Source organism: Natronorubrum tibetense GA33 (genome assembly GCF_000383975.1).
Classification (GTDB): Archaea; Halobacteriota; Halobacteria; order Halobacteriales; family Natrialbaceae; genus Natronorubrum; species Natronorubrum tibetense.
This window is the reverse complement of the sequence record NZ_KB913017.1, coordinates 2,816,238-2,841,133: the sequence shown is the minus strand read 5'-3', so window position 1 is coordinate 2,841,133 and position 24,896 is coordinate 2,816,238. Positions and strand designations below refer to the sequence as shown.

Here is a 24,896-nt window from a genome sequence, read left to right as displayed (position 1 = left end):
TGACGGGGTCAAGTGCGGTCACACTTCCGCTGATTGCCCTCCGCGCCTCGAGCACGCAATCGCCGCGCCAACCCCTTTCCGGCCGGGTACTGCGACTAGCGATATGGACTACGAGACCTGGGCCGACCGACAGGAATCGACGACGGTTACGGTCGACGAGCACGACCTCGAGGTCGCCTACTACGATGAGGGAGACGGAGAACCGGTGGTGTTCTGCCACGGCATTCCGACCTCGTCGTACCTCTGGCACCGCATCGCGCCCGAGTTGACCGACGAGTATCGCGTCATCGTCCCGGATATGGTCGGCTACGGACAGTCGGCCATGCACGACGGCTTCGACCGCTCGATCAGGGCTCAGGAGGAGATGATCGACGGCCTCCTCGAGGAACTGAACCTCGAGTCCGTCTCGTTCGTCGGCCACGACCTCGGCGGCGGCGTTGGCCTTCGGTACGCGGCGCATCAGCCCGATTCGATCCCGAAACTGGTTCTCTCGAACGCCGTCTGCTACGATTCCTGGCCCGTCGACACGATCCTCGATCTCGGACTGCCGGATACCGTCGAAAACATGGGCGTCGATGGACTCCGAGAGATGCTCCGCAAGATGTACCGAAACACGCTCTACGGCGACGATCCGAGCGACGAATTCGTCGACGGCATGGTCGCCCAGTGGGATTCGGAAGAGGCGATGGTCTCGCTCTCCCGCAACGCCATCGGGACGAACACGAGCCACACCACCGAGATCGATCCGAGCGAGATCACGGCCGAGACGCTCATGCTCTGGGGGGCCGAGGACGAGTTCCAGCCCATCGAGTACGCCGAGCGCCTCGAGGACGACATCTCGGACGCCGACGTCGTCGGACTCGAGGAGGCTACCCACTGGGTGCCGGAGGACCGCCCCGAAGCGTACCTCGAGCACCTCGAGGCGTTTCTGAGCGAGTAGTCGACCGTCGGTCAGACGTTGCCAGACCCGACTACCGCAGTTTCCCGGCGAGCACCTTCGCGGCGACGAGCACCGGATCCCACGTCGTGTTGAACGGCGGGGCGTACGCGAGATCGTAGTTTTCCAGTTCGAAGACGGTCGCCTCGGCCTCGAGAGCCCCCACGATCGCGTGACTCCGGTGGACCGCGCCCTCGCCGTACTCGCTGACGAGGCTCGCGCCGAGTACGCGTCCGGAGTCGCGATCCGCAGTGAGCGTGACGGTAACGGTGCCCCCCTTGGGGTAGTAGCCCGCGCGCGATTTCGCGTCGATCGTCTCGGTGACCGGCTCGAACCCAGCCTCGCGCGCGTCGTCGTGGTCCAGAATGCCGGTTCGCGCCGCCTCGACCTCGAACGCCTTGACGGCCGCCGTCCCGGCGACGGCGCCGCCTTCGGTTAGCTGTCCGGCGACAGTCTGACCGATTGCGCGACCGTGGCGGTTCGCAGTGAGCGCCAGCGGGACGTAGACCGGATCGCCCGTGACGGTGTGTGTCGCTTCGGCGCAGTCTCCCGCTGCGTAGACATCGGGGACGTTGGTTTCGCGATAGGCGTCCGTCGCGACCGCGCCCGTCGGCCCGAGATCGATTCCGGCAGCTTCGGCGAGGTCGGTCCGCGGTCGAACGCCGGTTCCGACGAGCACCATTTCCACGTCGACTCGCTCGTCGGCGGCGACGACGGTCTCGACGGCGCTGTCTTTCTCCTCGTCCTCATCGGCCTCCCCGCCCTCGAGTGCCACCACCTCGCTCTCGAGATAGACGACGACATCCTGCTCCCGGAGGTGGTCGGCGACCGCCTCGCTCGTCGCCTCGCTGAATCCCGTCAACACGCGGTCGCCGCGCTGGAACAGGTGGACCTCGAAGCCGTTCGCCGCCAGCGCCTCGGCCATCTCGAGCCCGATGTAGCCGCCGCCGACGATGCCGACGGGGCCGGTACAATCCTCGAGATACCGGCAGGCCGGGCCGCGGTCCGGCTGCTGGAGCGACTCGCCTTCGCGCGCTCGAGCGACGTACTCCCGGAGTTCCTTCCCGTCGCTCATCGAGCCGAGGGTGTAGACGCCCTCGCGGTCGATGCCGTCGATCGGCGGAACGACCGCCTCGGCACCGGTGGCGAGCAACAGGTGATCATAGGATTGGACGACGCTCCCAGACTCGCTCTCGGCGGTGACAGTCCGCTCGTCGGGATCGATCGCGACGACCTCGTGGCCCGTTCGCAGGTCGATATCGCGCTCCTCGCGGAACTCCTCGGGGGTGACCGAGACGAGCGCCTCGAGCGACTGAATCTCCCCCTTGACGTAGTAGGGCAAGCCGCAGGCGCCGTAGGAGACCCATTCCCCCTTCTCGAAGACGACGACCTCGAGATCCGGATCGTCGCGCTTCGCTTTGCTCGCCGCGGACATGCCCGCTGCGTCACCGCCGACGACGACGAAGATGTCCGTCATAGATAGGTAGCGTCGGCCATCAGTTGGAAGGCGCGCGTATTTGCTCGCCGGTTTCCGTCAACGAGTACACCGATTGGCGCGCGTCCCTGAACGAGACCTGATCCTCGACCAACCCGCCCTCTTTCAGCCGAGAGAGACCGAACCGAGCGGTCCGGCGCGGCAGCATCGTCTCGTCGGCGATCTCACCTTGGGTTAGCGAGCCGTTGTACTCGAGCACTTTGAATACCAGTTTCGCGCTCGGCGGAAGGTCGGATAACGTCTCTGAAGCTGGCTCCATTGCTTGCCCTTTCGACTCGAGTCGCCGTAAACCATTGCCTGCTCGTGCACGCCTCACACACGACCGAACGCGTCGTCGCGACGTTCGCTCAAAAAGAGCCGGTAGAGCGGATTGTGAACGACGCCCACTTCGCTCGCTGTACTCACTCGTGGTCTAATGCAAATCCCTCGACAGCTGTTGCTGCTCACGTGTTGTTCGCAGCAAAAAGCCGGTGGAGGGATTTGAACCCTCGACCTAATCCTTACGAAGGATTCGCTCTGCCAGTCTGAGCTACACCGGCACGCTCGTTGTGTGCGTTTATTCGTAGGGCTGATACCAGCCATAAGGATTGCGAATCGTCGCCGACGTGAGAGCGGTTCACGCGCCTCGAGTTACCGCTCGAGTCGCACGTCCAGACACACGTTCAACTCGTGTGGCGCGTAGGAGCGGACCGTCCGTCGCGTCTCGACGGTAACCTCGTACTCCGGTTCGGCCGCATCCCGAATAGCCCGCTCACCAGGCCCGAATGGATCATCCTCGTGCTGGATGTCGTAATAATGGATCACGCAATCGTCGCCCGCGAGGGTAACGGCGCTCTCGAGGAACTCGTCCGCGCTGTGGGGCAGATTCATCACGAGCCGGTCGGCCCAGTTTGCGTACTCGTCGGCCACCGCCCGAATATCGTCGCAGATCGCCGTCACACGATCCGCGACGCCGTTCCGGCGCGCGTTCTCGCGTAGATAGCTGATCGCGTCTTCGTTGACGTCCACGCCGACGCACTCCGCGCCGCGTTTCGCGAACGGAATCACGAACGGGCCGACGCCGGCGAACATGTCGAGCGCCCGCTCGCCGTCGCTGACCTGCTTTGTGACCCGGTGGCGCTCAGTTGCGAGCCGCGGCGAGAAGTAGACGGAGGCGAGGTCGAGGGCGAACTCACAACCGTACTCGCGGTGGACGACCTCCGTGTCGTCGCCGGCGAGGATATCCCAGTCGCGGATCCGCGTCTCACCTTTGACTTTCGACGCCTTGTTGAGTACCGTCTCGAGGGGGAGGTCGGACTCGAGGACGGCGTCGGCGATCTCGCGGGCGCGCTCGTCGTCGTCCTCGTCGAGCAGGGCGGCGCGCCCGAGTCGCTCGTAGGACGGCTCGGCTCCCAGGATGTCGGCCGGCGTCGTCTGCGTCTCGCGTTCCTCGACGGGCCGGGCGACGACCTCGAGGCCGTCCGAAACCGCGTCGGGATCCGTGATCGGCACGTAGAGACTGCCCTCGGCCACCGAAATCTCGTACTCGTCGTCGATCAGGTCCGCGTCCGCGAGTTCGCGGCGCGTGGCTTCGCCCTCCTCGCGGGGGACGCGGACGCACGGCACTTCCATACCGTGACGAAGCCGACGGGTGGCCGTAACGGTGACGTTTTCCTGACCGGCGGCCATGTAACGTTTTCAGGTCTCGAGCCAATCTGTGCCTATGCACAAACTCACCACCGTGGAGACGGTCCACGAGGAGAGGTCGTGGCTGTTCACGGTACAGGATCGACACGGCGAGCGAGAAGAGGTGATCCTCGTCCCCTGTGACGACGGTGTCGAGCAGAGCTCGACAAGCAGTCAGAACGGGAACCGTTCTGACGATGGCGTCGAGGCCTGGATCAACCGCTGTACGCACGAGGCCCAGCGGTTCGATACGGGCCGTGGCGTCCCCATGCGCGACGGCCAGCTCATCTGTCCCCGCCACGGCTCGCTGTTCGACTCCTGTTCGGGCCACTGCGACAACGGCGAGGCCGCCGACACGACGCTCCCGTCGGTTGATATTACCGTCCACACCGATGGCACTGTCTTTCTCACCGACGACGACGCGACGTTCGTCCACGAAGGCGGAATCGACGACGACGGCGGTCCCGACTCGACGTCGCACATCTCGCTCTGACGCGCCACGGCCCGAGAGACGCTTTTGAGGGCGGGCCGTCTGTTCACCGCATGGACCGAAGACGCGTCTCGAGTGGCACCGAGTGGGAATCGACCGTCGGCTACTCCCGAGCAGTCCGCGCCGGCTCGCAGATCCACGTCGCGGGGACGACGGCAACCGACGACGATGGCGAGGTCGTGGCACCCGGAGAGCCGTACGAACAGACGAAACGCGCCCTCGAGATCGTCGCGAACGCACTCGAAGACGCCGGTGGGTCGCTCGAGGACGTCGTCCGGACCAGAATATACGTCACCGATATCGACGACTGGGAGGAGATCGGGCGGGCTCACGGCGAGGTTTTCGGGGAGATCCGGCCCGCAGCCAGCATGGTCGAAGTGCAGCGGTTGATCGATCCCGACCATCTGGTTGAGATCGAGGCGATCGCGGTCATCGGTACTGGGGACGAGTGACAAGGGTGTGGTCGGTTTGTAAGACCGATCGGTTTCGTCGTCGGAGTACTGAAGATGACAGCAGAGAGACCGTCCGGCTGTCTGACGAGGGACGAGAGCAGAGACTGACCACGAAGCTCCCGTTTCCGTGTTGCAGGAACTCACCTGGCGTTTCGAGTGATCCAATGGGAGATCACGATTCGATTCGACACTCCGGTCATCCCGGAGTGCAGTCGTTCCTATACCGAACTACCTAATAAATCTAGGGTGTGGGAATAAAATATTTAGTCAAGTCTAACTTCGGTATTGGCCCAATAATGAGACAAACAGCAGTCAGCCAATTCGAAGAGTGTCATACACAGCAATTCGTCGAGTCATCAGACCCGGCCAATCTTGTACTACTGACGGCCTCAACGCAGGAGTGAGCCGAGATAGATGATGATTGCAGTAATGATAATCATCGGTCCGGTCGCAATACCCAGATCGTAGGACAAGAGAATCCCACCGAGCACGGCAACCTGGCCGAAAACGACCGAGAGGACGAGTCCACGATTGAAGCTGTCGGTGAGCTGCATCGCTGCCGCAACCGGAATAACGAGCATGCCAGCCACGAGAATGGCCCCGAGGATCTGCATCGCCGCGACGACGACCAGCGCCGTCAGGACGATCAACAGCGTGTCGTAGAACCAGACGTTGATCCGCGCGAGTCGTGCCGCCTCACGGTCGAAGGTGATGAATTTTAGCTGTTTGTGGGTCAATCCGACGGTGAGACCGACGAGTAGCGTGAGCCCGACCATGAGCTGGACGTTCTCGAAGGGAACGAACAAAATATCGCCAAACAGGTAGCTCTCGACGGTTGCACTGAATACGACACCGTAGGAAATCACCGCGATCCCGACGGCGAACCCGCCGGTGAGCATGATCGCGATCGGGATATCCGCATATCCCTCCGTATTCACTGCGATGTACTGCATGCCCAGTGCAGCGATAGCCGCAATGACCATCGCCCACGCCAGCGGGTAGTCTAACGCCGGGACGGACGCACCGACGAACAATCCGATCGCGACGCCCGCGAACGCCGTATGTGCGAGGGCTTCACCGATGAGCGCCATCTGACGGTTGACGAGGTATGCGCCGACAACCGGTGCCGTAAAGCCGATCAGCACGCCTGCGGTGAACCCGTGTTGGATGAAGGAACTCCTGACCAGCCAGTGTCCGTCGAATATCGTTTCCATTCCGCCCCAGAACAACTCGAAAAGCAGCGGGAACACCCAGACGATAAACGCGCCAAACGCGAGCAACACGAGCGGGATTCCCGCTGACAGGAACGCGATATCCCGACGCTGACGGATCCGTTCGACCGCCATCGTCAGTCACCACCCGCGACGGGCCTCGAGCTGACCGCTCTCGCCGAGCTAAACGCCTGCTCGAGCGCCCCGCTCTCGAGGAATCTCCCCGTCTCACAGTGTTCGTACAGTTCACCGTCCAGACAGGCCATCGTGTCCGCGTACTCGCTGACGGTGTTGATATCGTGTTCGATTAGTACGATCGTGATACCGTCTTCGTTGAGCTCGCTGAGGAGATCGTAGAACTGTTCGACGACATCAGCGTCGACACCGACTGTCGGTTCGTCGAGTGCGAGCAGGTCGGCCTCCGACGCCAGCGCACGGGCGATGTACGCTCGCTGTCGCTGCCCACCCGACAGGTTGCTTATCCGTCGATCGGCGAACGCATCCACTCCGACTTTCGCCATCGCCTCGTCGATGATGGTGTAGTCTTCCGTCGTGAGACGTCTAAGGCCCGCGTGTGGATATCGTCCCATCTCTACGACCTCACGGACGGTAACTGGCATCATTGAGTCGGCATCCGTCGAGTGTTGTGAGACGTATCCGAGCCGTGTACCTTCAGTAAACTCCGCGACGGGCGTTTCGAACAACTCGACGTGGCCGGAATCCGGCGACCGTAATCCGAGCATGATCTCCAACAGCGTCGTCTTTCCCGATCCGTTCGGGCCGACCAACCCCAGAAACTCCCCTTCCTCGATCGACATGGAGATCTCTCTCAGCACTGGGTGATCGTTGTAGGCGAAACTAACGTTCTCGGCTGAAATAGCAGGTGTCATTGTGGCGGTATCGGCTTAGTCGATTTTTGGTCACTATAACGATGAAGTTGTATCCCATCTAAAAATTACTCGGCTCGCAGGGCTGTTTCGAGCGACGGGAGGTTAATTTCGTAGAAGTGATCCACGTAGCCCCAGTCCGGCTCCATCGTTATTCCGGTGTCGAGTTCCGGCGCCCCGTCGATCTGTGTTTCGACGGGTGTCAGTGGCAATATCTCGGCATCCGTCTCTTCGGCCAGGGACTCGGCGAGTTGTGCCGGTTCACCGACATCGTAGAGAACGTGATCGATGTCCCGTTCGTCCATGAGCTCTTCGATCTTCTCGACCTCATCCGGACTCGCCGAGTCGTCCGGCGACGTCCCGACGGGCGACTCCACCTGGATGTCGTACTGTCGGTTCCACCACTGGAAGGAGTCGTGTGTCGCGACGACGATTGTATCGAGTTCCGCGCGCTCGACGACGTCCTGTATGTCCTCGTGCAGCTCTTGGAGTTCCTCGTTGAACGCTGTCGCGTTGTCCCGGTAGTACGCTTCGTTATCGGGATCCATCCCGGCGATCCCGTCAGCGATGTTGTCGACCCCATCCTGACAGTAGACGGGATCCATCCACCAGTGTTCGTCGTTATCTTCCGCGGGACTGTCGAAGAATTCGATTCCCGCCGAGGCATCGATCACGGTCGTATCATCGTCCGCCTCGAGCTGTTCAGCAGCGTCGTCTTGCCAGGAAGCGAAATCCCGCATATAGACGAAGCCGCCAGCGTGATCGATGTCTTCGACCGTCGCCGGTTCGGGATTCCAGTCGTGGCCGTGTTCACCGACCGGGACGATGTCGAACGACTCGAGTGTTTCGTCCTCTCCCACAACCTGCCGGGTAAAATCCCAAAGCGCTGGCATCGATGCAATGACGGTGTTCTCGCCGACGTCGAGGTTCGAGTCGTCGCCCCCGAGACAGCCAGCTAGTCCCGCAACGAGTGTCCCACCGCTCAAGACCGTGAAATCTCTGCGTGATAGTGTGCCAGCGCGTTGGTTCGAATCCGCTGTCATTACCGCTACCTTTCGGCAACTAACATATGAGTTTTTCGGATAAAATAATAATATTAGTCTAGTCTAATTCGGTTGCAGGACCATCCAGCCGAGCAATTCCACACGTCGACGTCGGCATCTTTTGTTCTACTTCGTGACGGCTCGAGCGCCGATACGGCGTGCGACGTGAGTCGGTAACGCGACGGGCGTCTCCGTAGACGACGGTACGACGGTCACCAGATCGATAGACAACACTTCGTCGACGACGAGTCGCGTTCCCGGACCGATTCGATGTTGAGACAAGTAGTCGCGAATGTCCGGATCTCGATGTGGTACCTGTTCGACGGTTACCGTCTCTCCGGACTCGTACTCGGTAAGCGCCGTGTACGGCGTCTCCTCGGGAATCACCAGATCCGAATCCGGAATGGGATCGCCGTGGGGATCCATCGCCGGTTCACCGAGAAACGTCGCGAGACGTTGTGTGAATTCGTCGCTGACGTGATGCTCGAGGCGATCGGCTTCGTCGTGAACCGTCGACCACGAGTAATCGAGATGCTCCATCAGAAACGTCTCCAACAACCGGTGGTTCCTGATGAGTTTCAGGACGATTTCTTCACCGCAGTCCGTCAATTCGACGCCCTGGTAGGGCGTGTAGTCGACGAGTTCACGTTCGGCGAGCGAGTCGAGCATGCTCGTCACGGTGGGCGAAGTTACGTCGAGTTCCTCACTGATTTCGGTCGTTCGAATCGGCCGTTGGTACTCGTCCTCGAGGTGGTAGATAGCTTTGAGATAGTCCTCTGCAACCGGACTGAGATCCATCGTCCGAGACTTCGAGTAGGTAACTAAATAGATTTTCCAAAACCACTCATAGGATTAGACCAGTCTAATAATAGCTAGTGGCAGAAGAGAGGTCTTCTCGTTCGTCAGTCTGACCACGTGCCAGCAGCGATAAATGGAACAAATACACCTCGAGTGGGACTCGTCGGAGTCGACTCGAAACCTTATAACGGCGCCTGAAACTAGAGCGCTCATGCTCACTTTCATCGGTCTCGGGCTCTACGACGAACGGTCGATCACCGTCGAGGGCCGGTCGGAGCTCCGGAACGCCGACCGAGCCTACGCCGAGTTCTACACCAGCAAGCTGATCGGGACGAGCGTCGAGGACCTCGAGTCCCACCACGACGTCGAGATCGAAGTTCGGGACCGTGCTGGCGTCGAACAGCATCCCGAGGATATCCTCGAGGCCGCCGAGACCGAGGACGTCGCCTTTCTGACCGCGGGAGATACGATGATTTCGACGACCCACGTCGACCTCCGTCTGCGAGCCCACGAACGGGGCATCGAAACGCGAGTCATTCACGGCGTCACGGCACAGACGGCCACGAGCGCGCTCACCGGACTCCAGAACTACCGGTTCGGCAAGGCGACGACGCTTCCGTTTCCCTACGCTCACGGCGCGGACGGGCACCCCGCGAGCGTCTCGAACACGATCGACGACAATCGCGCAGACGGGCTCCACACGGTCGTCTACCTCGACATCAAGGTGGACAACGAGGCCGCGACGAATCGCCTCGAGACGGACGAGACGCTCGAGGAGTACATGACCGCCGACGTCGGCGCCGAACTCCTCGCCGAGGAATACCCCGACCTCGCGGGCGTCGTCGTCGCCCGCGCGGGCAGTCCCGACCCGCTCGTCGAGGCCGGGACGATGGCCGACCTCGCCGAACGGGAGTTCGGCGACCCGCTGCACCTGCTCGTCGTCCCCGGCGACTGCCACCTGCTCGAGGCCGACGCACTGGTCGAACTCGCAGGCGCGGACCGGGACGACCTCGACGTGGTCTGACCGCCGCTTGCGGCCCGCGACGACCGCCTCCTCACTCGAGGGCACCCTCGAGTTCGGCCATGAACTCCCCGGGCACCTCGAGGTGGGGCGTATGTCCAGTGTTTCTGAAAACGATCTCCTCGTACTCACCGCCAGCGTTCGCGTACTCCTCGAGAACCGCGCGGGTCTGGTCGACCATCGGCTGGGGCGGGAAGACGTCTTCGCCGGGCCAGCCCGGCACCTCGCCCATCTGCCCGAGCGTGCCGACATCGAAAAAGGATTCGTTGGAGACGATCTGGTCGGAATCGCCGCGGATCCACAGGACGGGCGGTTTCTCGCCGGGATCGATGTCGGTGATCTCCGCGAGCGAGCAGTACTTCGGCGAGATGGCGTTGTTCACGCCGGTATCGCCCGGCGCAACACCGGGCCATTTCTCGCTCGGGATTGCATTCCCGGGGTAGTTCTCGTCCCCGGTCGCGGTGTCGAGCATCCCCGTCAGGTACGACTCCTCGCGGTCCTCGTCGAACTCGTGGGTCGGGTCGACGTAGAACGTCCGCAGCACCTTCCGCGGCGAGGATTCACCACCCTCGCTCCGTTCACGCTCGGCGAGACCTGCAACGAACTCGTCGTTGCCGAGGCCGCCGCCGGAGCCGGCGTAGTCGTCGAAACACGGCGTTCCGTCCTCGTCTTTCGTGCCGCCGAAGCCGTGCGGCGAGAGCGGGTTGATCAGCACGAGCGAGTCGACCGCCTCGGGGTTGTCGATCGTGTACCGCATCGCGGCCCCGCCGCCGTTTGACCAGCCGACGAGCGTGAGGGGGTCCTCGACGTCGAGTTCGTCGAACAGCGCGTGAAGGTCCGCTTCGAAATCCCCGAGTCCGTTCGTCGCGTCGACCGGCTTCGTCTCCGAATCGCCGTAGCCGCGCAGGTCGGGAGCGATCGCGCGGTATCGATCCGGCAGGTCGGCCATCGTGTCCTCGAAAAACCGGGAGGAAGAGACGTTTCCGTGGACGAAGACGACCGTCCCGTCGGTCGTATCGGACTCGGCACCCGACTCGAGGAAGTGCGTCTCGAGGCGGTCGGTGTCGACGGTTCGGGACTGGACGCCGGCGAGGGTGTCGTCTCGAGTCATCGACAACGGCTACCACGCGATCCGTGTTAATTGTCCGTCCGGCAGGCCGCGCCGGATTATATTCGCTCGAGCAATTCGTACAACTCCTCCTTGGTCGCGTTCCCGTCCCTGATCGCCTCCCGCGGCGCGCGAGGCCACGGTCGCGCCTCGACGGCTTCGATTGCGGCCTCCGGGGAGCAGTCCCAGCTGCGAGCCACCCAGCCGGCGGCGACCACACCCGTACGACCGAGGCCAGCGTTGCAGTGGAGCACGACGCGACCGCCGTCGGCCGTCGTTCCCTCGACGAATTCGACGGCGTTTCTGAGTCGGTCGACGTCGGGAAGATGACGGTCCCGAATGGGCACGTGGGCGGTATCGAACGTCGCGTCGTAGCTCGCGGGCATCCCCCACCGAGAGGCCTCGCGTTCCGAGAGGAGACAGAGGACCGCGGAAACGCCGTTGGTCTCGAGTATCTCGGTCCACTCCCCGAGGTCGCCGCCGAGGTGCCCGGGCCGACAGGCTCCGAAGAGCGGCCCACCGTCGACGATCCGGCCGAAGTTCGCGGAGGTCATCGGCTCGACCCAGTCTGTTGCTTCTCGAGCGGACTCGAGGGCACTCGGACGGGTCGAACGACAGTCAGTATCACGGCGAAGATATGCAGACAGAAGCAGCGATCCCACTTGAATCTGTGTCCCAGCGTTGCCTTCGTTGGGGAACCGTACCCGACCGAAAAACGCGGCGCGAGCGTTACAGCCGATCGATGACGGCGTTCGTCACGTCTTCGGTCGAAGCGTCGCCGCCCAGATCCGCGGTTCGTGGCCCCTCCTCGAGCGTCGCTTCGACGGCCTCGTGGACCGCCTCGCTCTCCTCGTCGTAGCCGAGGTACTCGAGCAACATCGCGGCGGAGATGATCGTCGCGGCCGGGTTCGCGACGCCCTCGCCGGCGATATCGGGTGCGGTGCCGTGGACCGGTTCGAACAGCGCGCGGTCGGGGCCGACGTTCGCCGAGGGGAGCAAGCCGAGTCCGCCAACGAGACCCGCGGCGAGGTCCGAAAGCACGTCGCCCGCGAGGTTCGGGCAGACGATCACGTCGAACTGCTCGGGGTCGAGACAGACCCGCGTCGCGAAGGCGTCCATCAGCACCTCATCCGTCTCGACGCCTTCCTCGTCGGCGACCGATTTCACAGTGTCGCGGAACAATCCGTCCGTCTCGCGCATCACGTTGGCCTTGTGGACGATGGAGAAGCCGTCGTGCTCGTCGGCCTCCGAGACGTAGTCACAGGCGAACTCCGCGAGATCCCTCGAGGCGGTCTCCGTGACGACGCGAGTGAGCGTCGACACGTCCTGCGTGAGTCGATCCTCGAGCCCCGAGTAGACGCCCTCCGTGTTCTCCCGGAGGAAGACGAGATCCGTCTCGGGACGGACGGCGTCGATCCCCGGATACGCCTTCGCGGGGCGAATGTTAACGAAGGAGTCGACGGCGTCTCGGAGCGGGAGGATAACGTCCGCGGCGGTCTCGCCGGCCGCACCGAACAGCGTCGCGTCGGCCGACGCCGCGAGGTCGTACGTTTCCTGTGGCAGCGCCTCGCCCGTCTCCTCGAGGACGGCGTCGCCCGCGTCCGCTTCGACGAACTCGAAGTCGATCTCGAGCGCCTCGAGGACGTCGACCGCGGCGGGGGTGACTTCCTGTCCGATTCCGTCGCCCGGGATAACGGCGATTTCGTGAGTCATGTGCAACCATCTCGCGGCGGCCGAAAAGAGGGTATCGATACCAACATTGTGAACGCGAGGCACGGTCCGATGCTGTCACACGACTGGATTGTTCACTGTGAAAATTGTTCAGTGCGAATGCCGTACCGGGTACAGACTACACAAGTCGTGAACGCGTCGATAGCGAGTTAGTGGGAGAACTCGAGATCGAGGGCAAAGCCGTCGAACGGGCGACCGTCGAGGAGACTGTCAAATCTCCAATAATAGAGATGTGGCGCTCGAGGCGAGCCGCGATCAGGGGCTGCCGACGCCCGTCGAGACCCCGACCGCGTCCGCGATCGCCCGACGCTTGAGCAGGGCGAACCCGATCGCGACCAGTCCGAAGCCGGCGACCGTCAGCGCGCCGATCGACTCATTGAGCAGGACGACGCCGGCAATCGTCGCGACGATCGGCACCAGATAGCCGATCAGCGCCGCCTCGAACGCGCCGTGTTTCTCGAGGATGGTGAAGTAGATCATAAAGGCGATCGCGGTCGCGAACACGCCGAGGTAGACCACGGCACCGAACGAGGCGGGCTCGATCGCGCCGACGCGTGAGAACTCGCCAGTGCCGAGGCTCACGAGGTGTAAGACGACGGCCCCGACGAGCATCGACCAGCCGACAAGCGGCAGCTGCGGCAGGGTCGGACCGGCTCGCTGGATCAGGACGCCGCCGAGCGCGACGCTACAGACCTGCCCAACGACGAGCAAGCGTGCGGCGGTATCGCCGGCCAGCAGATTGGCGGGATCGGGCTGGACGATCAGTCCGACGCCCAGAAACCCGATCGCAGCGCCGACGGCACCGATCGCCGACAGTCGCTCGCCCAGCAGCGGGATCGCCCACAGCGCGGTGACGATCGGCACCAGCCCCTGTAAGATCGCGGCGACCCCGCTGGGAACCGTCTGCTGGCCGATAAAGAGCAACCCGTTGCCGGCGACGAGAAAGATCCCGCCGCCGACAATGGCCGCCAGATCGTTCCGCGCGGTCGGTCGCCACTGATCGACGCGAACGACAGCCGCCACTAGCAACAAGATCGCCGCGATGTCGTACCGGGCGGCCGCAAAGAGTAGCGGCGGGAGCGACTCGAGTCCGACCGTAATCGCCGGAAAGGAGAGGCCCCAGAGCACCGCCAGCGAGAGAAACAACGCGACGTCACGGTTCGGGGACATACACTGGCTTTCGGACAGGTGCCGAAATCGATGACGGTCTGCCGTGCGTTCTGCCGCTTCCGGCGTGATAGCAGGAGTCACGGCTCGAGCGAGGTAGCCACTCGACGGCGGAAGACGGTGAGAAAAACGAACCGTCGACTCGCTCGATTTCGGGGTTGTCGACTCGAGGTTACTCGGCGTCGGGAATCGCCGCGTCCTCGACGTACGGCAGTTCCTCGGCCTTCTTTCGAACCTCGCCGGCGTTGGACTTCATCAGCGCCGTCGTGTCCCAGACGCCCTCGACTAAGGCCTTGCGCTGGGCGTCGTCGACGGTGACGTCGATCGTCTCGTCGCCGTACGTAACCTGTTCGGCCTCGACGTCGATATCGATCTCGCCGTCGGGGTTCGCGTCGACCCAGTCCTGCAGGGCCTGGATCGTCTCGCTGTCCGCTGTCACGGTCGGGATGCCGAGCGCGAGACAGTTACCCGCGAAGATTTCGGCGAAGCTCTCGCCGATGACCGCGTCGATCCCCCAGCGCATCAGGGCCTGGGGGGCGTGCTCTCTCGAGGAGCCACAGCCGAAGTTGCTGTTGACGACCATCACCGAGGAGTCCTGGAAGCGCTCCTCGTTGAACGGGTGTTCTTTCTGGTTGTCGTCGTCGTCGAACCGCAGATCGAAGAACGCGAACTCGCCCAGTCCGTCGAAGGTGACGACCTTCATGAACCGTGCGGGGATGATCTGGTCGGTGTCGATGTCGTTGCCCCGAATCGGGACGCCGGAGCCGGAGACGTAGTTTACTTCGGGAATTTCTACTTCGTCGCCGGCGGTCATACTGAAGTCACCTCCTTCAATTCGCGCACGTCAGAGACTTCCCCGTTGATCGCCGCCGCGGCGACCATTCCCGGGCTCATCAGGACGGTCCGTCCGTCCTTGCTGCCCTGACGGCCGACGAAGTTCCGGTTCGAGGAGGAGGCACAGGCCTCGTCGCCCTCGAGTTGGTCCTCGTTCATCCCCAGACACATCGAACAGCCGGCGTTTCGCCACTCGAATCCGGCCTCCTCGAAGGTGTCTTTGAGGCCTTCCTGCTCGGCGGTCTCCTGGACACGCTGGCTGCCGGGAACGACGAGCGCGCGGACGTCGTCGTGGACCTGCTGGCCCTCGACGAGCGCCGCCGCACGGCGCAGGTCGGGCAGTCGGGCGTTCGTACAGGAGCCGAGGAAGGCGACGTCGATCTCGTAGCCCTCCATCGTCTCCCCGGGCTCGACGCGCATGTGTTCCTGAGCGCGTCGCGCGGTGTCCTGTTTGTCCGCGGGCAGCGATTCGGGTTCCGGAATCGGATCCGTGATGCCGATCCCCTGGCCGGGCGTGGTGCCCCAGGTGACGACCGGCTCGAGTTCGTTCGCGTCGATCGTCACGACGTCGTCGTACTCTGCCGTCTCGTCGCTGCGGATCGACTCCCAGTAGGGTTTGAGTTCGTCGAACTTCTCCGGGTTCTCCTGGAAGTAGTCCGTCTCTTTCATCCACTCGTAGGTGGTCTCGTCGGGGTTGACGTAGCCCGCGCGAGCGCCGCCCTCGATGGACATGTTACAGATCGACATCCGACCCTCCATGCCGAGGCTCTCGATGGCCTCGCCGGCGTACTCGTAGACGTAGCCGACGCCGCCTTCGGTTCCGAGTCGGCGGATAATCTCGAGGACGATGTCTTTCGCTTCGACGCCCTCGCCGAGTTCGCCGTCGACTTCGATTTTGCGGACCTTCTGTTTCTCCATCGCGACGGTGCCCGTCGCGAGCACGTCCCGGATCTGGCTGGTGCCGATTCCGAACGCGAGCGCCCCGAACGCACCGTGGGTGGAGGTGTGGCTGTCGCCACAGACGATCGTCTTGCCGGGCTGGGTGAGTCCCTGCTCCGGACCGATGACGTGGACGATCCCCTGATCGCCCGTCGTCGGGTCCGAAAAGTCGATGCCTGCGTCGCGGACGTTTGCCTCGAGTTCGGACATCATCTCCTCGGCCGCGTCCTCCTTGTACGGGCGAGACTGATCGGCCGTCGGGACGATGTGGTCGACCGTCGCATGGGTCAGCTTCGGATAGGCGACCTCGAGGTCGCGCTCGCGGAGCATCCCGAACGCCTGTGGGCTCGTGACCTCGTGGATGAGGTGAAGGCCGACGAACAGCTGGTCCTGTCCGGTCGGCAGGCGGGTTACCGTGTGTCGATCCCAGACCTTGTCGTACAGCGTGCCCTCGCTCATTCTGTGTCCTCTGGGTCGGGTTCTCGGCCGCGCTCGAAGACGCGGTTCGCGTCGTCGGCGTCCTGTGGCGGCGTATGTTCGATGTCTGCCATCGTCTCCGGCTCCTCGTCTGTGCGTTCGGTCGGATCGGTCGCCGCCGGCTCTTCACCGTCGGTCCCCCCGTCGGTGACGACGGTCGGGCCGCGGCTGAACAGCCGCCCAGCAGTTTCTCCGGTGAGTGGGTTCTTGTGGCTGACGTTGGCCATCGTGTCCGTGTTCTCGTTCTGGTTCATGGGTTGCTAATCGTGTTCGATCTCAGTCGTCCGCCTGCACGCGGACGGAGTCGTCTTCTTCTTCCGGGCTGTCCTCCTCTGCCCACGCGAACAGGTCGCGCAGTCGGGCACCGACCTCCTCGATTTCGTGGTTCTTTTCGGCCTGGCGAAGCTGAGTGTAGCTCGGTCGGCCCGCCTGGTTCTCGAGGATCCACTCGCGCGTGAACTCGCCGTTTTGAATCTCCTCGAGCGTCTCCTCCATGTTCTCGCGAACGTGCTCGTCGACGATGCGGTCGCCGCGGGAGAGACCGCCGTACTCCGCCGTGTCGCTCACGGAATCCCACATCTCGGCGTGGCCACCCTCGTACATCAGGTCGACGATCAGTTTGAGCTCGTTCAGACACTCGAAGTAGGCGATTTCGGGCGAGTAGCCCGCGTCGACGAGCGTCTCGTAGCCGTGTTTGACCAGCGAGGTAACGCCGCCACAGAGGACGGCCTGCTCGCCGAAGAGGTCGGACTCGACTTCCTCCTGGAAGTTCGTCTCAATGACGCCGGCGCGGGTACAGCCGATCGCCTTCGCGTACGCGAGGGCGCGCTTTTCTGCGTCGCCGGTCGTGTCCTGATAGACCGCCAGCAGCCCCGGCGTTCCCTCGTCGTTCTCGTAGTTCCGGCGCACGAGGTGGCCCGGACTCTTCGGGGCGACCATCGAGACATCGACGTCCTCCGGGGGCTCGATCTGGCCGTAGTGGATGTTCAAGCCGTGGGCGAACTGCAGCGTGTCGCCCGCCTCGAGGTTCGGCTCGATCGCGTTCTCGTAGACCGACGCCTGGACGGTGTCGGGGACGAGCACGGAGATGTAGCCGGCCTGTTTGACTGCCTCGGCGGGCGTCGCGACCGTCAGCCCGTCCGCTTCGGCGGCGTCGCGCGAGGCCGATCCCTCGCGGAGGCCAACGATCACGTCGACCCCGCTCTCGTGGAGGTTCAGCGCGTGGGCGTGACCCTGGCTGCCGTAGCCCAGCACGGCCACGGTCTCGTCGTCGAGCGTCGATACGTCTGCGTCGTCGTCGTAATAAATCTCGGTGGTGAATTCGTCAGTCATCGTCAGCTGTCTGTGTGTAGGTTCCGTCTTGATTCGCCCCGTCGGCGGCCGATTCGGTCGCGCTCACGGTCGCGGCAGTCTCTTCAGTGCCACGGGCGAGCGCCGTCGTGCCGGTTCGGGAGATCTCTCGAACGCCGAACTGGCCGAACGTCTCGATGGCGGCTTCGATCTTCTGGCGTGACCCCGTGATCTCGAAGGTCGCCGTCTCGGGACTCGAGTCGACGGTCGTCGCATCGTACATGTCCGCGACGGCGTTGACCTGTGCGGGGTCGTCGGCGGTGACTTTGATCAGCGCCAACTCCCGACGCATCGCGTCGGGCTCGAGCTCTCGCACCGAGATCACCGGCACGAGCTTCCGGAGCTGTTTCTTGATCTGGTCGATGCCGGGGTCGGGCTCTTCGACGACGACCGTGATACGCGCGCGCTCGTCGTCTTCCGTCGGTCCGACGGTCAGGCTCTCGATATTGAACTGCCGCCTCGAGAACAGTCCCGAGACGTCCGAGAGCACGCCGGGCTCGTGGGTGACCAGCGCCGAGATAACCGTTCGGCGCGGCTCGTGTTTCGCCTCGACCACCGGGTCGATCCGGATCCCCTGCTTGTTGCGCCGACCGTCGGGAGTCGGTCGCTCTTCCGGGGCGGGGCCGTCTAGCCCTCGTTTCACGCGAACCACCTCGTGGTTCGTGTGAAGACGAGAGAGCTTGCTCTTTCGGAATTCATAGGTGATCATCCTCCAGTGCGAACTGGCCGTTGTCGCCGCCGGACGGCACCATCGGGTAGACGTTCGCCTGCGGGTCGATGTGGACGTCGATGACCGAGGGGCCGTCGTAGGCGAGCGCCTCCTCGATGGTGTCCGCGACATCGTCGTACTCGTCGATGCGGAAGCCGGCCGCGCCGAACGCTTCGGCGAGCTTGTCGAACTCCGGCATCCAGTTGTAGTTCGACGCGGAGTGTCGTCCCTCAAAGAAGGCGTCCTGCCACTGTCGAACCATGCCGATATACTCGTTGTTGAGCACGGCGACCGTGATGTCCAGATTCTCGCGGACGGCCACGGAGAGCCCCTGCAGCGTCATCAGGAACGAGCCGTCGCCGTCGATACAGACGACGTCCTGGTCGTCGTCGGCGGCGAGTCGCGCCCCGATAGCGGCCGGCAGCCCGTACCCCATTGTTCCGAGACCGTGACTCGAGACCCACGTGCGGGGCTCGGTGTAGGTCCAGTACTGGCAGGCCCACATCTGGTGTTGGCCGACGCCGGTGGTGACGATGGTGTCGTCGTCGGTGGCCTCGTCTAACGCCTCGACGACGAACTCCGGCTGGACCGGCCTGTCCTCGGGCGCGTCGTAGGCCATCGAGTAATCGGACTTCCACTGCTGGCACTGCACGCGCCACTTCTTGGCTGCCGGCGCGGACTCAACGGCCTCGCTGAGTTGGCCGACGACGGTCTCGGCGTCGCCGATCAGCGGATAGTCCGCGTGGATGTTCTTGCTGATCTCCGCGGGATCGATGTCGACGTGGATGACCTCCGCGTCGGGCGCGAAGGTCTCGATGCCGCCAGTCAGGCGGTCGTCGAATCGGGTCCCGATCGCCAGCATGGTGTCACAGTGCGTGATCGCCATGTTGGCGTAGCCGGTGCCGTGCATGCCGGCCATCTCCATCGCGAGCTCGTGGTCCTCGGGGAAGGATCCGATCCCGGGCATCGTGGTGATGACCGGAATCTCGTGTTCGATGGCGAACTCGCGGCAGGCCTCGCTGGCCTCGCCCTTGATCACGCCGCCGCCGAGCAGCATGACCGGACGATCGGCGTTCTCGATACGCTCGGCCGCGTCAGCGACGATCTCCGGGTCGGCCCGCTCCTGGACGTGGTAGGTGTCGGGCGTCTTCGGCGCGTCAGGTTCGCGGTCCGTCTCGGCGTTCGTGATGTCTTTCGGCAGGTCGACCAGCGTCGGTCCAGGTCGTCCTTCGCGAGCGAGCGCGAACGCCTCGCTGACGTCGCTGCCGACGCTGTCCGGATCCGACGCGAAGGTGTTGTCCTTCGTGACCGGCGTCGTGACGCCCGTCGTGTCGGTCTCCTGGAAGGCGTCGTTGCCGACGAACTCCGTCGGCACCTGGCCCGTGAGCGCGAGCATCGGATCCGAGTCCATGTCGGCGTCCGCGATGCCGGTCACGAGGTTCGTCGCGCCCGGGCCCGACGTGGCCAGACAGACGCCCGGCTCGCCCGAGACGATGCCGTAGGCGTCCGCCGCGTGGGATGCGCCCTGTTCGTGGGCCATCGTCACGTGGGAGATCTCCGAATCGTACAGCGCGTCGTAGACGGGCATGATCGCCCCGCCTTGCACGCCGAAAGCGTACTCGACGCCGGCATTCTCTAGCGCGCGAACGACGGATTCCGCACCGGTCGTGACCGGCTCAGGGGTCGACGTCGTGTCGGCGTCCTCGTCGACCTCGGTAGCCGCGTCCGGTGCCGCGCTGTCGGTGATCTGTTCGTCCGCCTCTTTCTCCGAGTCCGCTGGGGTTATTTTTGCTGCACGTTCGCTCATCGATTGCCTCCCGCCGCCGTGCGGCGATCCGTTGTGCGTGCGCTGGGTGTGTGGTATGCTGTCATCTGCTGGGTTACGTGTCGCTCTGAAAACGATGCGACGAATTCCGGTCGGGAGCTACGAGGTACTAGAAGTGGGGCAAGAGCGCCCCTACAATACGAATCGGAGCGAGCGCGCTGCCGCCGGCTGCGTGCGTGCGAGCCGACTGCGAAGCGCGGACCGTCATTACTGTTACCGTAGGTTGCTCGAGGGTCATAATGGTTGCGAGTCCCACGGATCTTGCAATTTTTGCGCGAGCCGCGAATCGCGGACGTTCGACCGCTCGAGCGCGACAGCAAGGGCTCGCGGCCGGTGGCAAACGAAACGGACATCCCTCAGACGCGCACCTCCTCTTCCTCCTGTTGCCCGCGTTCGACGCCCGCCTCTTCGGCGAAGCGCTCTAAGTCGTCGACCGTGACGCGGCGCTTCTCGGCGCCGTAGTCTTTGACGCGGCGGGTGACCGCTCTGACCTGGTCTTCCGACGGGTCGAAGCCGCGCTCGACCAGTCGCTCGCGGACAGAGTGGGTACCGGTGTGTTTGCCCATGACGAGCTTTCGCGTGGCACCGACCATCTCCGGCGTCATCACGCCGGGTTCGAAGGTGTCGGAGTTTTCGATAACGCCAGCGGCGTGGATCCCGCTCTCGTGGGAGAAGGCGTTGTTACCGACGATCGGCTTGTTGCCCGGCGTCTCCATCTGGCTTTTCTCCTCGACGATCTCGGAGAGTTCGGTGATTCGCGTCGTGTCGATCCCCGTATCAGTCTGGTAGAGCGACTCGATGGCCATCACATACTCCTCGTAGGCGGCGTTACCGGCCCGCTCGCCGATGGAGTTGACCGAGACCTGGGCCTGATCCGCTCCCGCTTCGATGCCGGCCAGTGCGTTGGCAGTGGCCAGCCCGAAGTCGTCGTGCGTGTGGACGTCGATCCGCGCGTCGGTGTGGGCACAGACCTTCTCGATCATGGCCTTAAACCGCGTCGGCGTGGCGACGCCACACGTGTCCGGAATGTTGATCCAGTCGACTCCCGCGTCCGTGACCGCTTCGATCACGTCCATCAGGAACGCCTCGTCGGTTCGCGTCGCGTCCATCGGTGAGAACATGCAGGTGGTTCCCGTTTCGACGACGCGTTCGACCGAGTCGACTGCGCGCTGTACAACTTCGTCCCTGGTCGCGTGCATCGAATCCTCGATCTGGACGTCGCTGGTGCTGACGAACGTGTGCACCATTTCGACACCGGAATCCAGTGCGGCTTCGATATCACCGTCGACGACGCGGGCTAACCCGCAGGTCGTCGTCTGGGTCGATGACGCGATATCACGAACGGCCTCGAACTCGGCGTCCGAGTTGACCGGGAACCCAGCCTCGATGACGTGGGTACCCATTTCGTCCAGGATGGACGCAATCTGCCGTTTATCGTCGTAGGAGAACGAAGTCCCGGGCGACTGTTCGCCGTCCCGGAGGGTCGTATCGAAAACACGTGCTGACTCTATTTCGTCAGTGGAATCTAACGTGCCCTGGAAGAACTCGACCCCCCTGACTGGTGTCAGAGGACGGGTTGTCTGGTGAAGACATTGTATCTGAACCCGAGGTGCGACGTCGTATATAAACTTGACGCTGTGAGAGGCGATCACTGCTGTAAGACATTCACACGGACCGCCGTCTGGGTCGAAAAACCGCACGACATCAACGACCTAATACAGGATCATGATCCTAGTATCATACTGTTTTTCGTTCGGAAGACGGGCCGTTCATTCTTCGAGTCGGCCCGGAACTTCGCCCAAACAGCCACCTCAGTGCTGGCGCGCGCACTCCAGTGGACGTGTGGGCACAAAGTTGCGGTAAATGTCGCACTCGAGTACAGATTTTCACGAACTAGCGGAATCGATCGTTCGTTCGTCCACCGGGGCAGCCGTCCGAACGTCGAGCGAACGGGAACGCAGTGCCACAAAGCGGTGTTCGAACTCGTTCACTCGAGGGCATTCTGATGCGACTCGTACTCCTCGACGTACCGGGCCTCACACGACGTACAACAGAACGTCTTCACTTCGCCCCCGACGGTCCGCGTGACGCCGTCGCCGGTAATCCGCTTGTCACAGACGACGCACTCGAGCGAGAAGCCCGCCGCCGAGAGGCCGGCGACGCGATCCGAGCGCGCGAGCAGCGTGACGTCGTACCCCGAGAGCCACGCGAGGTCGAGTTCCGACTCGAGCCAGGATCTCGCGGTCGCGTCGGGCACCGTCGCGCGGACGATGACGCGGCCGTCCATCGCCTCGGAAACGGAGTCGACGCCCGGCAACTCGGCCGCGGCCGCGTACACATCGTCGACGGTCTCGGGCTTCGCCTCGAGTTCGACCAGGACGGGCACCTCGCCCTGCAGTTTCTCCCGGTCGACGTCGATCGTAAAGCCCTGAACGATGCCCTGCTCTTCGAGTCGCGAGATACGGTCCGAGACGGCCGGCGGCGTGAGATCGACCTGCTCGGCGATCTCCTTGTACGGTCGACGGGCATTCTCGAGGAGGAGTTCGAGGATCTCGAGGTCCGTGTCGTCGAGTTCGCGCATGAACGGTGATACGGACAATGCAGGCAAGAGTGTACGGTCTCGAGCGTGCGGACTCGAAGCTGCGAGCTCGAAGTGCTGGGTTTGGTGAGGCGTCGATCGACTGCAGACGCTGACGGCCGGGAACGAGGGTGAGCAACCTGTTGCACTGGCAACGATGAGTTCCACGTCGCTCACGGGTCACTTCGTTCCCCGTCTGCTCACGGCGGCTTTGCCGCCGTTCGCGTGGTACGCGGGACCGCCGGTCCCGGGCTATTCGCACCCTTGGGGCGCTCACTTCGTCTCGCCCCTCGAACCCAGCGCGCGCCACCGCACCTGACCAACCGATCGGCTATAGCAAAGCGACAGGCACGCGCGGGTGTGAGTACTTAGGACCCACGCGTAGTAGCAATCTCGGCATGACGACCGACGAAATCACCGACCTCCTGACGGAGGCCTACATCGACGAACTCGAGACCGTGATGAACTACCTGACCAACGCCATCGTTCTCGACGGCGTCCACGCCGAGGAGGTCAAAACGAGTCTCGAGGAAGACGTCCAGGAGGAACTCGAGCACGCACAGATGCTCGGCGAGCGCCTGAAGCAACTCGACGAATCGCCGCCAGGTTCGGAAGCGTTCGAGGCCAACCAGCACAGCCTCCAGCCGCCCGAGGACACGACGGACGTCCAGTCGGTTATCGAGGGGGTGCTCGAGGCCGAAGACGACGCGATGGAGACCTACCGCGCGCTCCACAAGGCCGCCTCGGAGGCGAACGACCCCGTCACCGAAGATGTCGCGGTGACGATTCTCGCCGACGAGGAAGCCCACCACACGGAGTTCCGCGGGTTCCACAAGGAGTTCCCGCAGAACTAACCGTCGCTCCGTTAGCGCGAGCCAGGGGATTCATCCGCGAACGAATGAAGTGAGCGAGCGGGCCAAGGAACCCTCGAAGCCGTGCCGATGGCACGGCTGAGGGTGTGACGCTGTGCTTTTGATCAACCTTTTGCCGAGCGAACGAGCGAAGCGTAGAGGGTTGGAGGCGAACGTTTTTCTCACCCCGGTTCGACCCACCCGGTATGAGCGATTTCGACCTCGACTTACGGACCGTCGAGGAGCACATCGACGAAGAACTCGACATCGAGGGAAGTATCATCCTCGGAATGCTCGATGGAACGACGCCGGCCGAGGAGTGGCTCGAGGCGATTTCGAAGGGGAACGTACTCGTGCTCAATGTCGACGGCGACGTGAACGAACTGGCGTCGGGCTTCGCCCGCGACATCAAGGAGTCGGGCGGCAACCTCGTCCACTTCCGGGGCTTCCTGCTCGTGACGCCGCCGGGCGTTGACGTAAGTACGGATCGACTCTAGTCAACAGGTGGACCACCGAACGTCGTCCAGACGATCCGCCGTTCGCCCACACCGACCGACGGTCACGTCGTAAACGTCAGGAAATGTCCGTCCGGATCACGAACGACGACCCGCTCGTCGTCGACGTGGTCGACACGCTGGACGCGACCCGAGACCGCCTCGAGCGCCGCCGTCGGCTCGCTGGTCTCGAACCCCAGATCGACGTGGACACCGCCGCGGGCGTCCGCGATTCCGAGGTGTGGCTCCCATAGCTCCAGCGCCATCGGGCCGTTCATCCGGACGCGGTTGCGGTCCGACCCGGTATCGACGGTCTCGAAGCCGAGATCCGCGTAGAACGACTCCGCGCGCTCGAGATCTTCGACCTCGAGGACGACCTCGAAGATGCCGTCGATCCCCGGCCCCGCGACGTCCTGCTGGCCGAGTTCGACGCAGTTGCCGTCGGGATCGTAGAGGTAGAGCGAACTGGCCGGACCGAACTGGGCCTCCTCGAGGTCGTAGTCCTCGCTCAAGCGATCCCACCAGTCGTCGTACTCGGCCTCGGGGATCGAGAACGCGTAGTGGGTGTGGAGTCCGCCGCGAGGAACCCCGTCGGGCCGTCGCAGAACGAGATCGGTCTCGCCCGCCTCGAACGCGAGTTCGCCGTCACCGCGCTCGAGCGGGGTCAGGTCCAGCGTCCCCTCGTAGAACGACCGTGCTCGGTCGAGATACTTGGCCTCGAGTGCGAGCCAGGACAGCCCAGTAAGCATAGCTGAACGTACTTTCGGGAGGGACATAGAGGCGTCGCCGGCATCGCTCCGGGAGAACCCCTTCCGGGACACCCACGTTTATGCC

Annotated in this window: 26 protein-coding genes and 1 tRNA gene; 6 read left to right on the top strand and 21 right to left on the bottom strand. The window is 63.5% G+C overall.

The annotated features are described in order from the left end of the window. Positions 1–103 precede the first annotated feature (103 nt). Entirely contained in the window at positions 104–940 is an 837-nt protein-coding gene (locus tag NATTI_RS0114830; RefSeq protein ID WP_006090285.1) for an alpha/beta fold hydrolase, read from the top strand. Positions 941–971: 31 nt separating this feature from the next. On the opposite strand, the gene NATTI_RS0114825 is transcribed toward NATTI_RS0114830, so the two are convergent. From NATTI_RS0114825 to NATTI_RS0114810, 4 genes are all read right to left on the bottom strand, one after another. Beyond that, positions 972–2,414 (bottom strand): FAD-dependent oxidoreductase, encoded by a 1,443-nt coding sequence (locus NATTI_RS0114825; protein ID WP_006090284.1) that lies wholly within the window; start codon positions 2,412–2,414, stop codon positions 972–974. A 19-nt stretch (positions 2,415–2,433) separates the two neighbouring features. Next, complete coding sequence (locus NATTI_RS0114820) at positions 2,434–2,691, bottom strand: MarR family transcriptional regulator (RefSeq protein WP_006090283.1); 258 nt, start codon at positions 2,689–2,691, stop codon at positions 2,434–2,436. A 206-nt stretch (positions 2,692–2,897) separates the two neighbouring features. Then, a tRNA-Thr gene (locus tag NATTI_RS0114815) sits at positions 2,898–2,971 on the bottom strand. Between the two features lie 91 nt (positions 2,972–3,062). Then, a complete protein-coding gene (locus NATTI_RS0114810; RefSeq protein WP_006090282.1) occupies positions 3,063–4,043 on the bottom strand; it encodes a class I SAM-dependent methyltransferase in 981 nt (326 codons plus the stop codon). 91 nt (positions 4,044–4,134) lie between these two features. On the opposite strand from NATTI_RS0114810, the gene NATTI_RS0114805 reads away from it, so the two are divergent. Further along, complete coding sequence (locus NATTI_RS0114805; RefSeq protein WP_006090281.1) at positions 4,135–4,590, top strand: Rieske (2Fe-2S) protein; 456 nt, start codon at positions 4,135–4,137, stop codon at positions 4,588–4,590. Between the two features lie 50 nt (positions 4,591–4,640). Next, positions 4,641–5,039: a RidA family protein gene (locus NATTI_RS0114800; protein WP_006090280.1), complete on the top strand. Its 399-nt coding sequence runs from the start codon at positions 4,641–4,643 to the stop codon at positions 5,037–5,039. Positions 5,040–5,428: 389 nt separating this feature from the next. On the opposite strand, the gene NATTI_RS0114795 is transcribed toward NATTI_RS0114800, so the two are convergent. The 4 genes from NATTI_RS0114795 to NATTI_RS0114780 all read right to left on the bottom strand — a co-directional run bounded on the left by NATTI_RS0114795 (position 5,429) and on the right by NATTI_RS0114780 (position 8,978). Then, entirely contained in the window at positions 5,429–6,385 is a 957-nt protein-coding gene (locus NATTI_RS0114795) for a metal ABC transporter permease (protein ID WP_006090279.1), read from the bottom strand. A 2-nt stretch (positions 6,386–6,387) separates the two neighbouring features. After that, on the bottom strand, positions 6,388–7,140 hold the full coding sequence (locus NATTI_RS0114790; RefSeq protein WP_006090278.1) for a metal ABC transporter ATP-binding protein: 753 nt from the start codon (positions 7,138–7,140) through the stop codon (positions 6,388–6,390). Positions 7,141–7,205: 65 nt separating this feature from the next. Further along, positions 7,206–8,123 (bottom strand): metal ABC transporter substrate-binding protein, encoded by a 918-nt coding sequence (locus NATTI_RS0114785; RefSeq protein ID WP_006090277.1) that lies wholly within the window; start codon positions 8,121–8,123, stop codon positions 7,206–7,208. Positions 8,124–8,306: 183 nt separating this feature from the next. Further along, entirely contained in the window at positions 8,307–8,978 is a 672-nt protein-coding gene (locus NATTI_RS0114780) for a metal-dependent transcriptional regulator (protein WP_006090276.1), read from the bottom strand. A 211-nt stretch (positions 8,979–9,189) separates the two neighbouring features. Between NATTI_RS0114780 and dph5 the strand changes: the two genes are divergently transcribed. Next, positions 9,190–10,002, top strand: a complete 813-nt coding sequence (gene dph5, locus NATTI_RS0114775; RefSeq protein ID WP_006090275.1) for a diphthine synthase — start codon at positions 9,190–9,192, stop codon at positions 10,000–10,002. 31 nt (positions 10,003–10,033) lie between these two features. Here dph5 and NATTI_RS0114770 read toward each other — a convergent pair whose 3' ends face one another. The 12 genes from NATTI_RS0114770 to NATTI_RS0114710 form a co-directional block, all read right to left on the bottom strand. Further along, a complete protein-coding gene (locus NATTI_RS0114770; RefSeq protein ID WP_006090274.1) occupies positions 10,034–11,110 on the bottom strand; it encodes an alpha/beta hydrolase in 1,077 nt (358 codons plus the stop codon). A gap of 56 nt (positions 11,111–11,166) precedes the next feature. Beyond that, entirely contained in the window at positions 11,167–11,661 is a 495-nt protein-coding gene (locus NATTI_RS0114765) for a protein-tyrosine phosphatase family protein (protein WP_006090273.1), read from the bottom strand. Positions 11,662–11,836: 175 nt separating this feature from the next. Further along, a complete protein-coding gene (locus NATTI_RS0114760; protein ID WP_006090272.1) occupies positions 11,837–12,820 on the bottom strand; it encodes an isocitrate/isopropylmalate dehydrogenase family protein in 984 nt (327 codons plus the stop codon). A gap of 273 nt (positions 12,821–13,093) precedes the next feature. Then, entirely contained in the window at positions 13,094–14,008 is a 915-nt protein-coding gene (locus NATTI_RS0114755) for a DMT family transporter (protein WP_006090271.1), read from the bottom strand. Between the two features lie 169 nt (positions 14,009–14,177). Further along, the gene (gene leuD / locus NATTI_RS0114750; RefSeq protein ID WP_006090270.1) at positions 14,178–14,819 is read right to left on the bottom strand and encodes a 3-isopropylmalate dehydratase small subunit; all 642 of its coding nucleotides are present in this window, start codon (positions 14,817–14,819) and stop codon (positions 14,178–14,180) included. Beyond that, entirely contained in the window at positions 14,816–16,237 is a 1,422-nt protein-coding gene (gene leuC, locus NATTI_RS0114745; RefSeq protein ID WP_006090269.1) for a 3-isopropylmalate dehydratase large subunit, read from the bottom strand. The genes leuD and leuC overlap by 4 nt, the downstream gene beginning before the upstream one ends. After that, positions 16,234–16,509, bottom strand: a complete 276-nt coding sequence (locus NATTI_RS0114740; protein ID WP_006090268.1) for a hypothetical protein — start codon at positions 16,507–16,509, stop codon at positions 16,234–16,236. Before NATTI_RS0114740 ends, leuC begins: the two co-directional genes overlap by 4 nt. A gap of 22 nt (positions 16,510–16,531) precedes the next feature. After that, positions 16,532–17,587, bottom strand: coding sequence for a ketol-acid reductoisomerase (ilvC, locus tag NATTI_RS25005; RefSeq protein ID WP_006090267.1), 1,056 nt, complete (start codon positions 17,585–17,587; stop codon positions 16,532–16,534). Further along, on the bottom strand, positions 17,580–18,248 hold the full coding sequence (gene ilvN, locus NATTI_RS0114730) for an acetolactate synthase small subunit (RefSeq protein WP_027119176.1): 669 nt from the start codon (positions 18,246–18,248) through the stop codon (positions 17,580–17,582). Before ilvN ends, ilvC begins: the two co-directional genes overlap by 8 nt. Before the next feature lie 52 nt (positions 18,249–18,300). Beyond that, entirely contained in the window at positions 18,301–20,121 is a 1,821-nt protein-coding gene (gene ilvB / locus NATTI_RS0114725; protein ID WP_006090265.1) for a biosynthetic-type acetolactate synthase large subunit, read from the bottom strand. A gap of 374 nt (positions 20,122–20,495) precedes the next feature. Next, complete coding sequence (locus tag NATTI_RS0114720) at positions 20,496–21,737, bottom strand: LeuA family protein (protein WP_449289291.1); 1,242 nt, start codon at positions 21,735–21,737, stop codon at positions 20,496–20,498. Between the two features lie 389 nt (positions 21,738–22,126). Continuing rightward, a complete protein-coding gene (locus NATTI_RS0114710) occupies positions 22,127–22,720 on the bottom strand; it encodes an Lrp/AsnC family transcriptional regulator (RefSeq protein ID WP_006090263.1) in 594 nt (197 codons plus the stop codon). Positions 22,721–23,115: 395 nt separating this feature from the next. Here NATTI_RS0114710 and NATTI_RS0114705 point away from each other — a divergent pair, with 395 nt between their 5' ends. Continuing rightward, the gene (locus NATTI_RS0114705) at positions 23,116–23,571 is read left to right on the top strand and encodes a ferritin-like domain-containing protein (protein ID WP_006090261.1); all 456 of its coding nucleotides are present in this window, start codon (positions 23,116–23,118) and stop codon (positions 23,569–23,571) included. Positions 23,572–23,774: 203 nt separating this feature from the next. Next, the gene (locus NATTI_RS0114700; RefSeq protein WP_006090260.1) at positions 23,775–24,065 is read left to right on the top strand and encodes a DUF5779 family protein; all 291 of its coding nucleotides are present in this window, start codon (positions 23,775–23,777) and stop codon (positions 24,063–24,065) included. Positions 24,066–24,127: 62 nt separating this feature from the next. Here the strand turns inward: NATTI_RS0114700 and NATTI_RS0114695 are convergent, their stop codons facing one another. Next, complete coding sequence (locus tag NATTI_RS0114695; protein ID WP_006090258.1) at positions 24,128–24,811, bottom strand: VOC family protein; 684 nt, start codon at positions 24,809–24,811, stop codon at positions 24,128–24,130. Positions 24,812–24,896 lie beyond the last annotated feature (85 nt).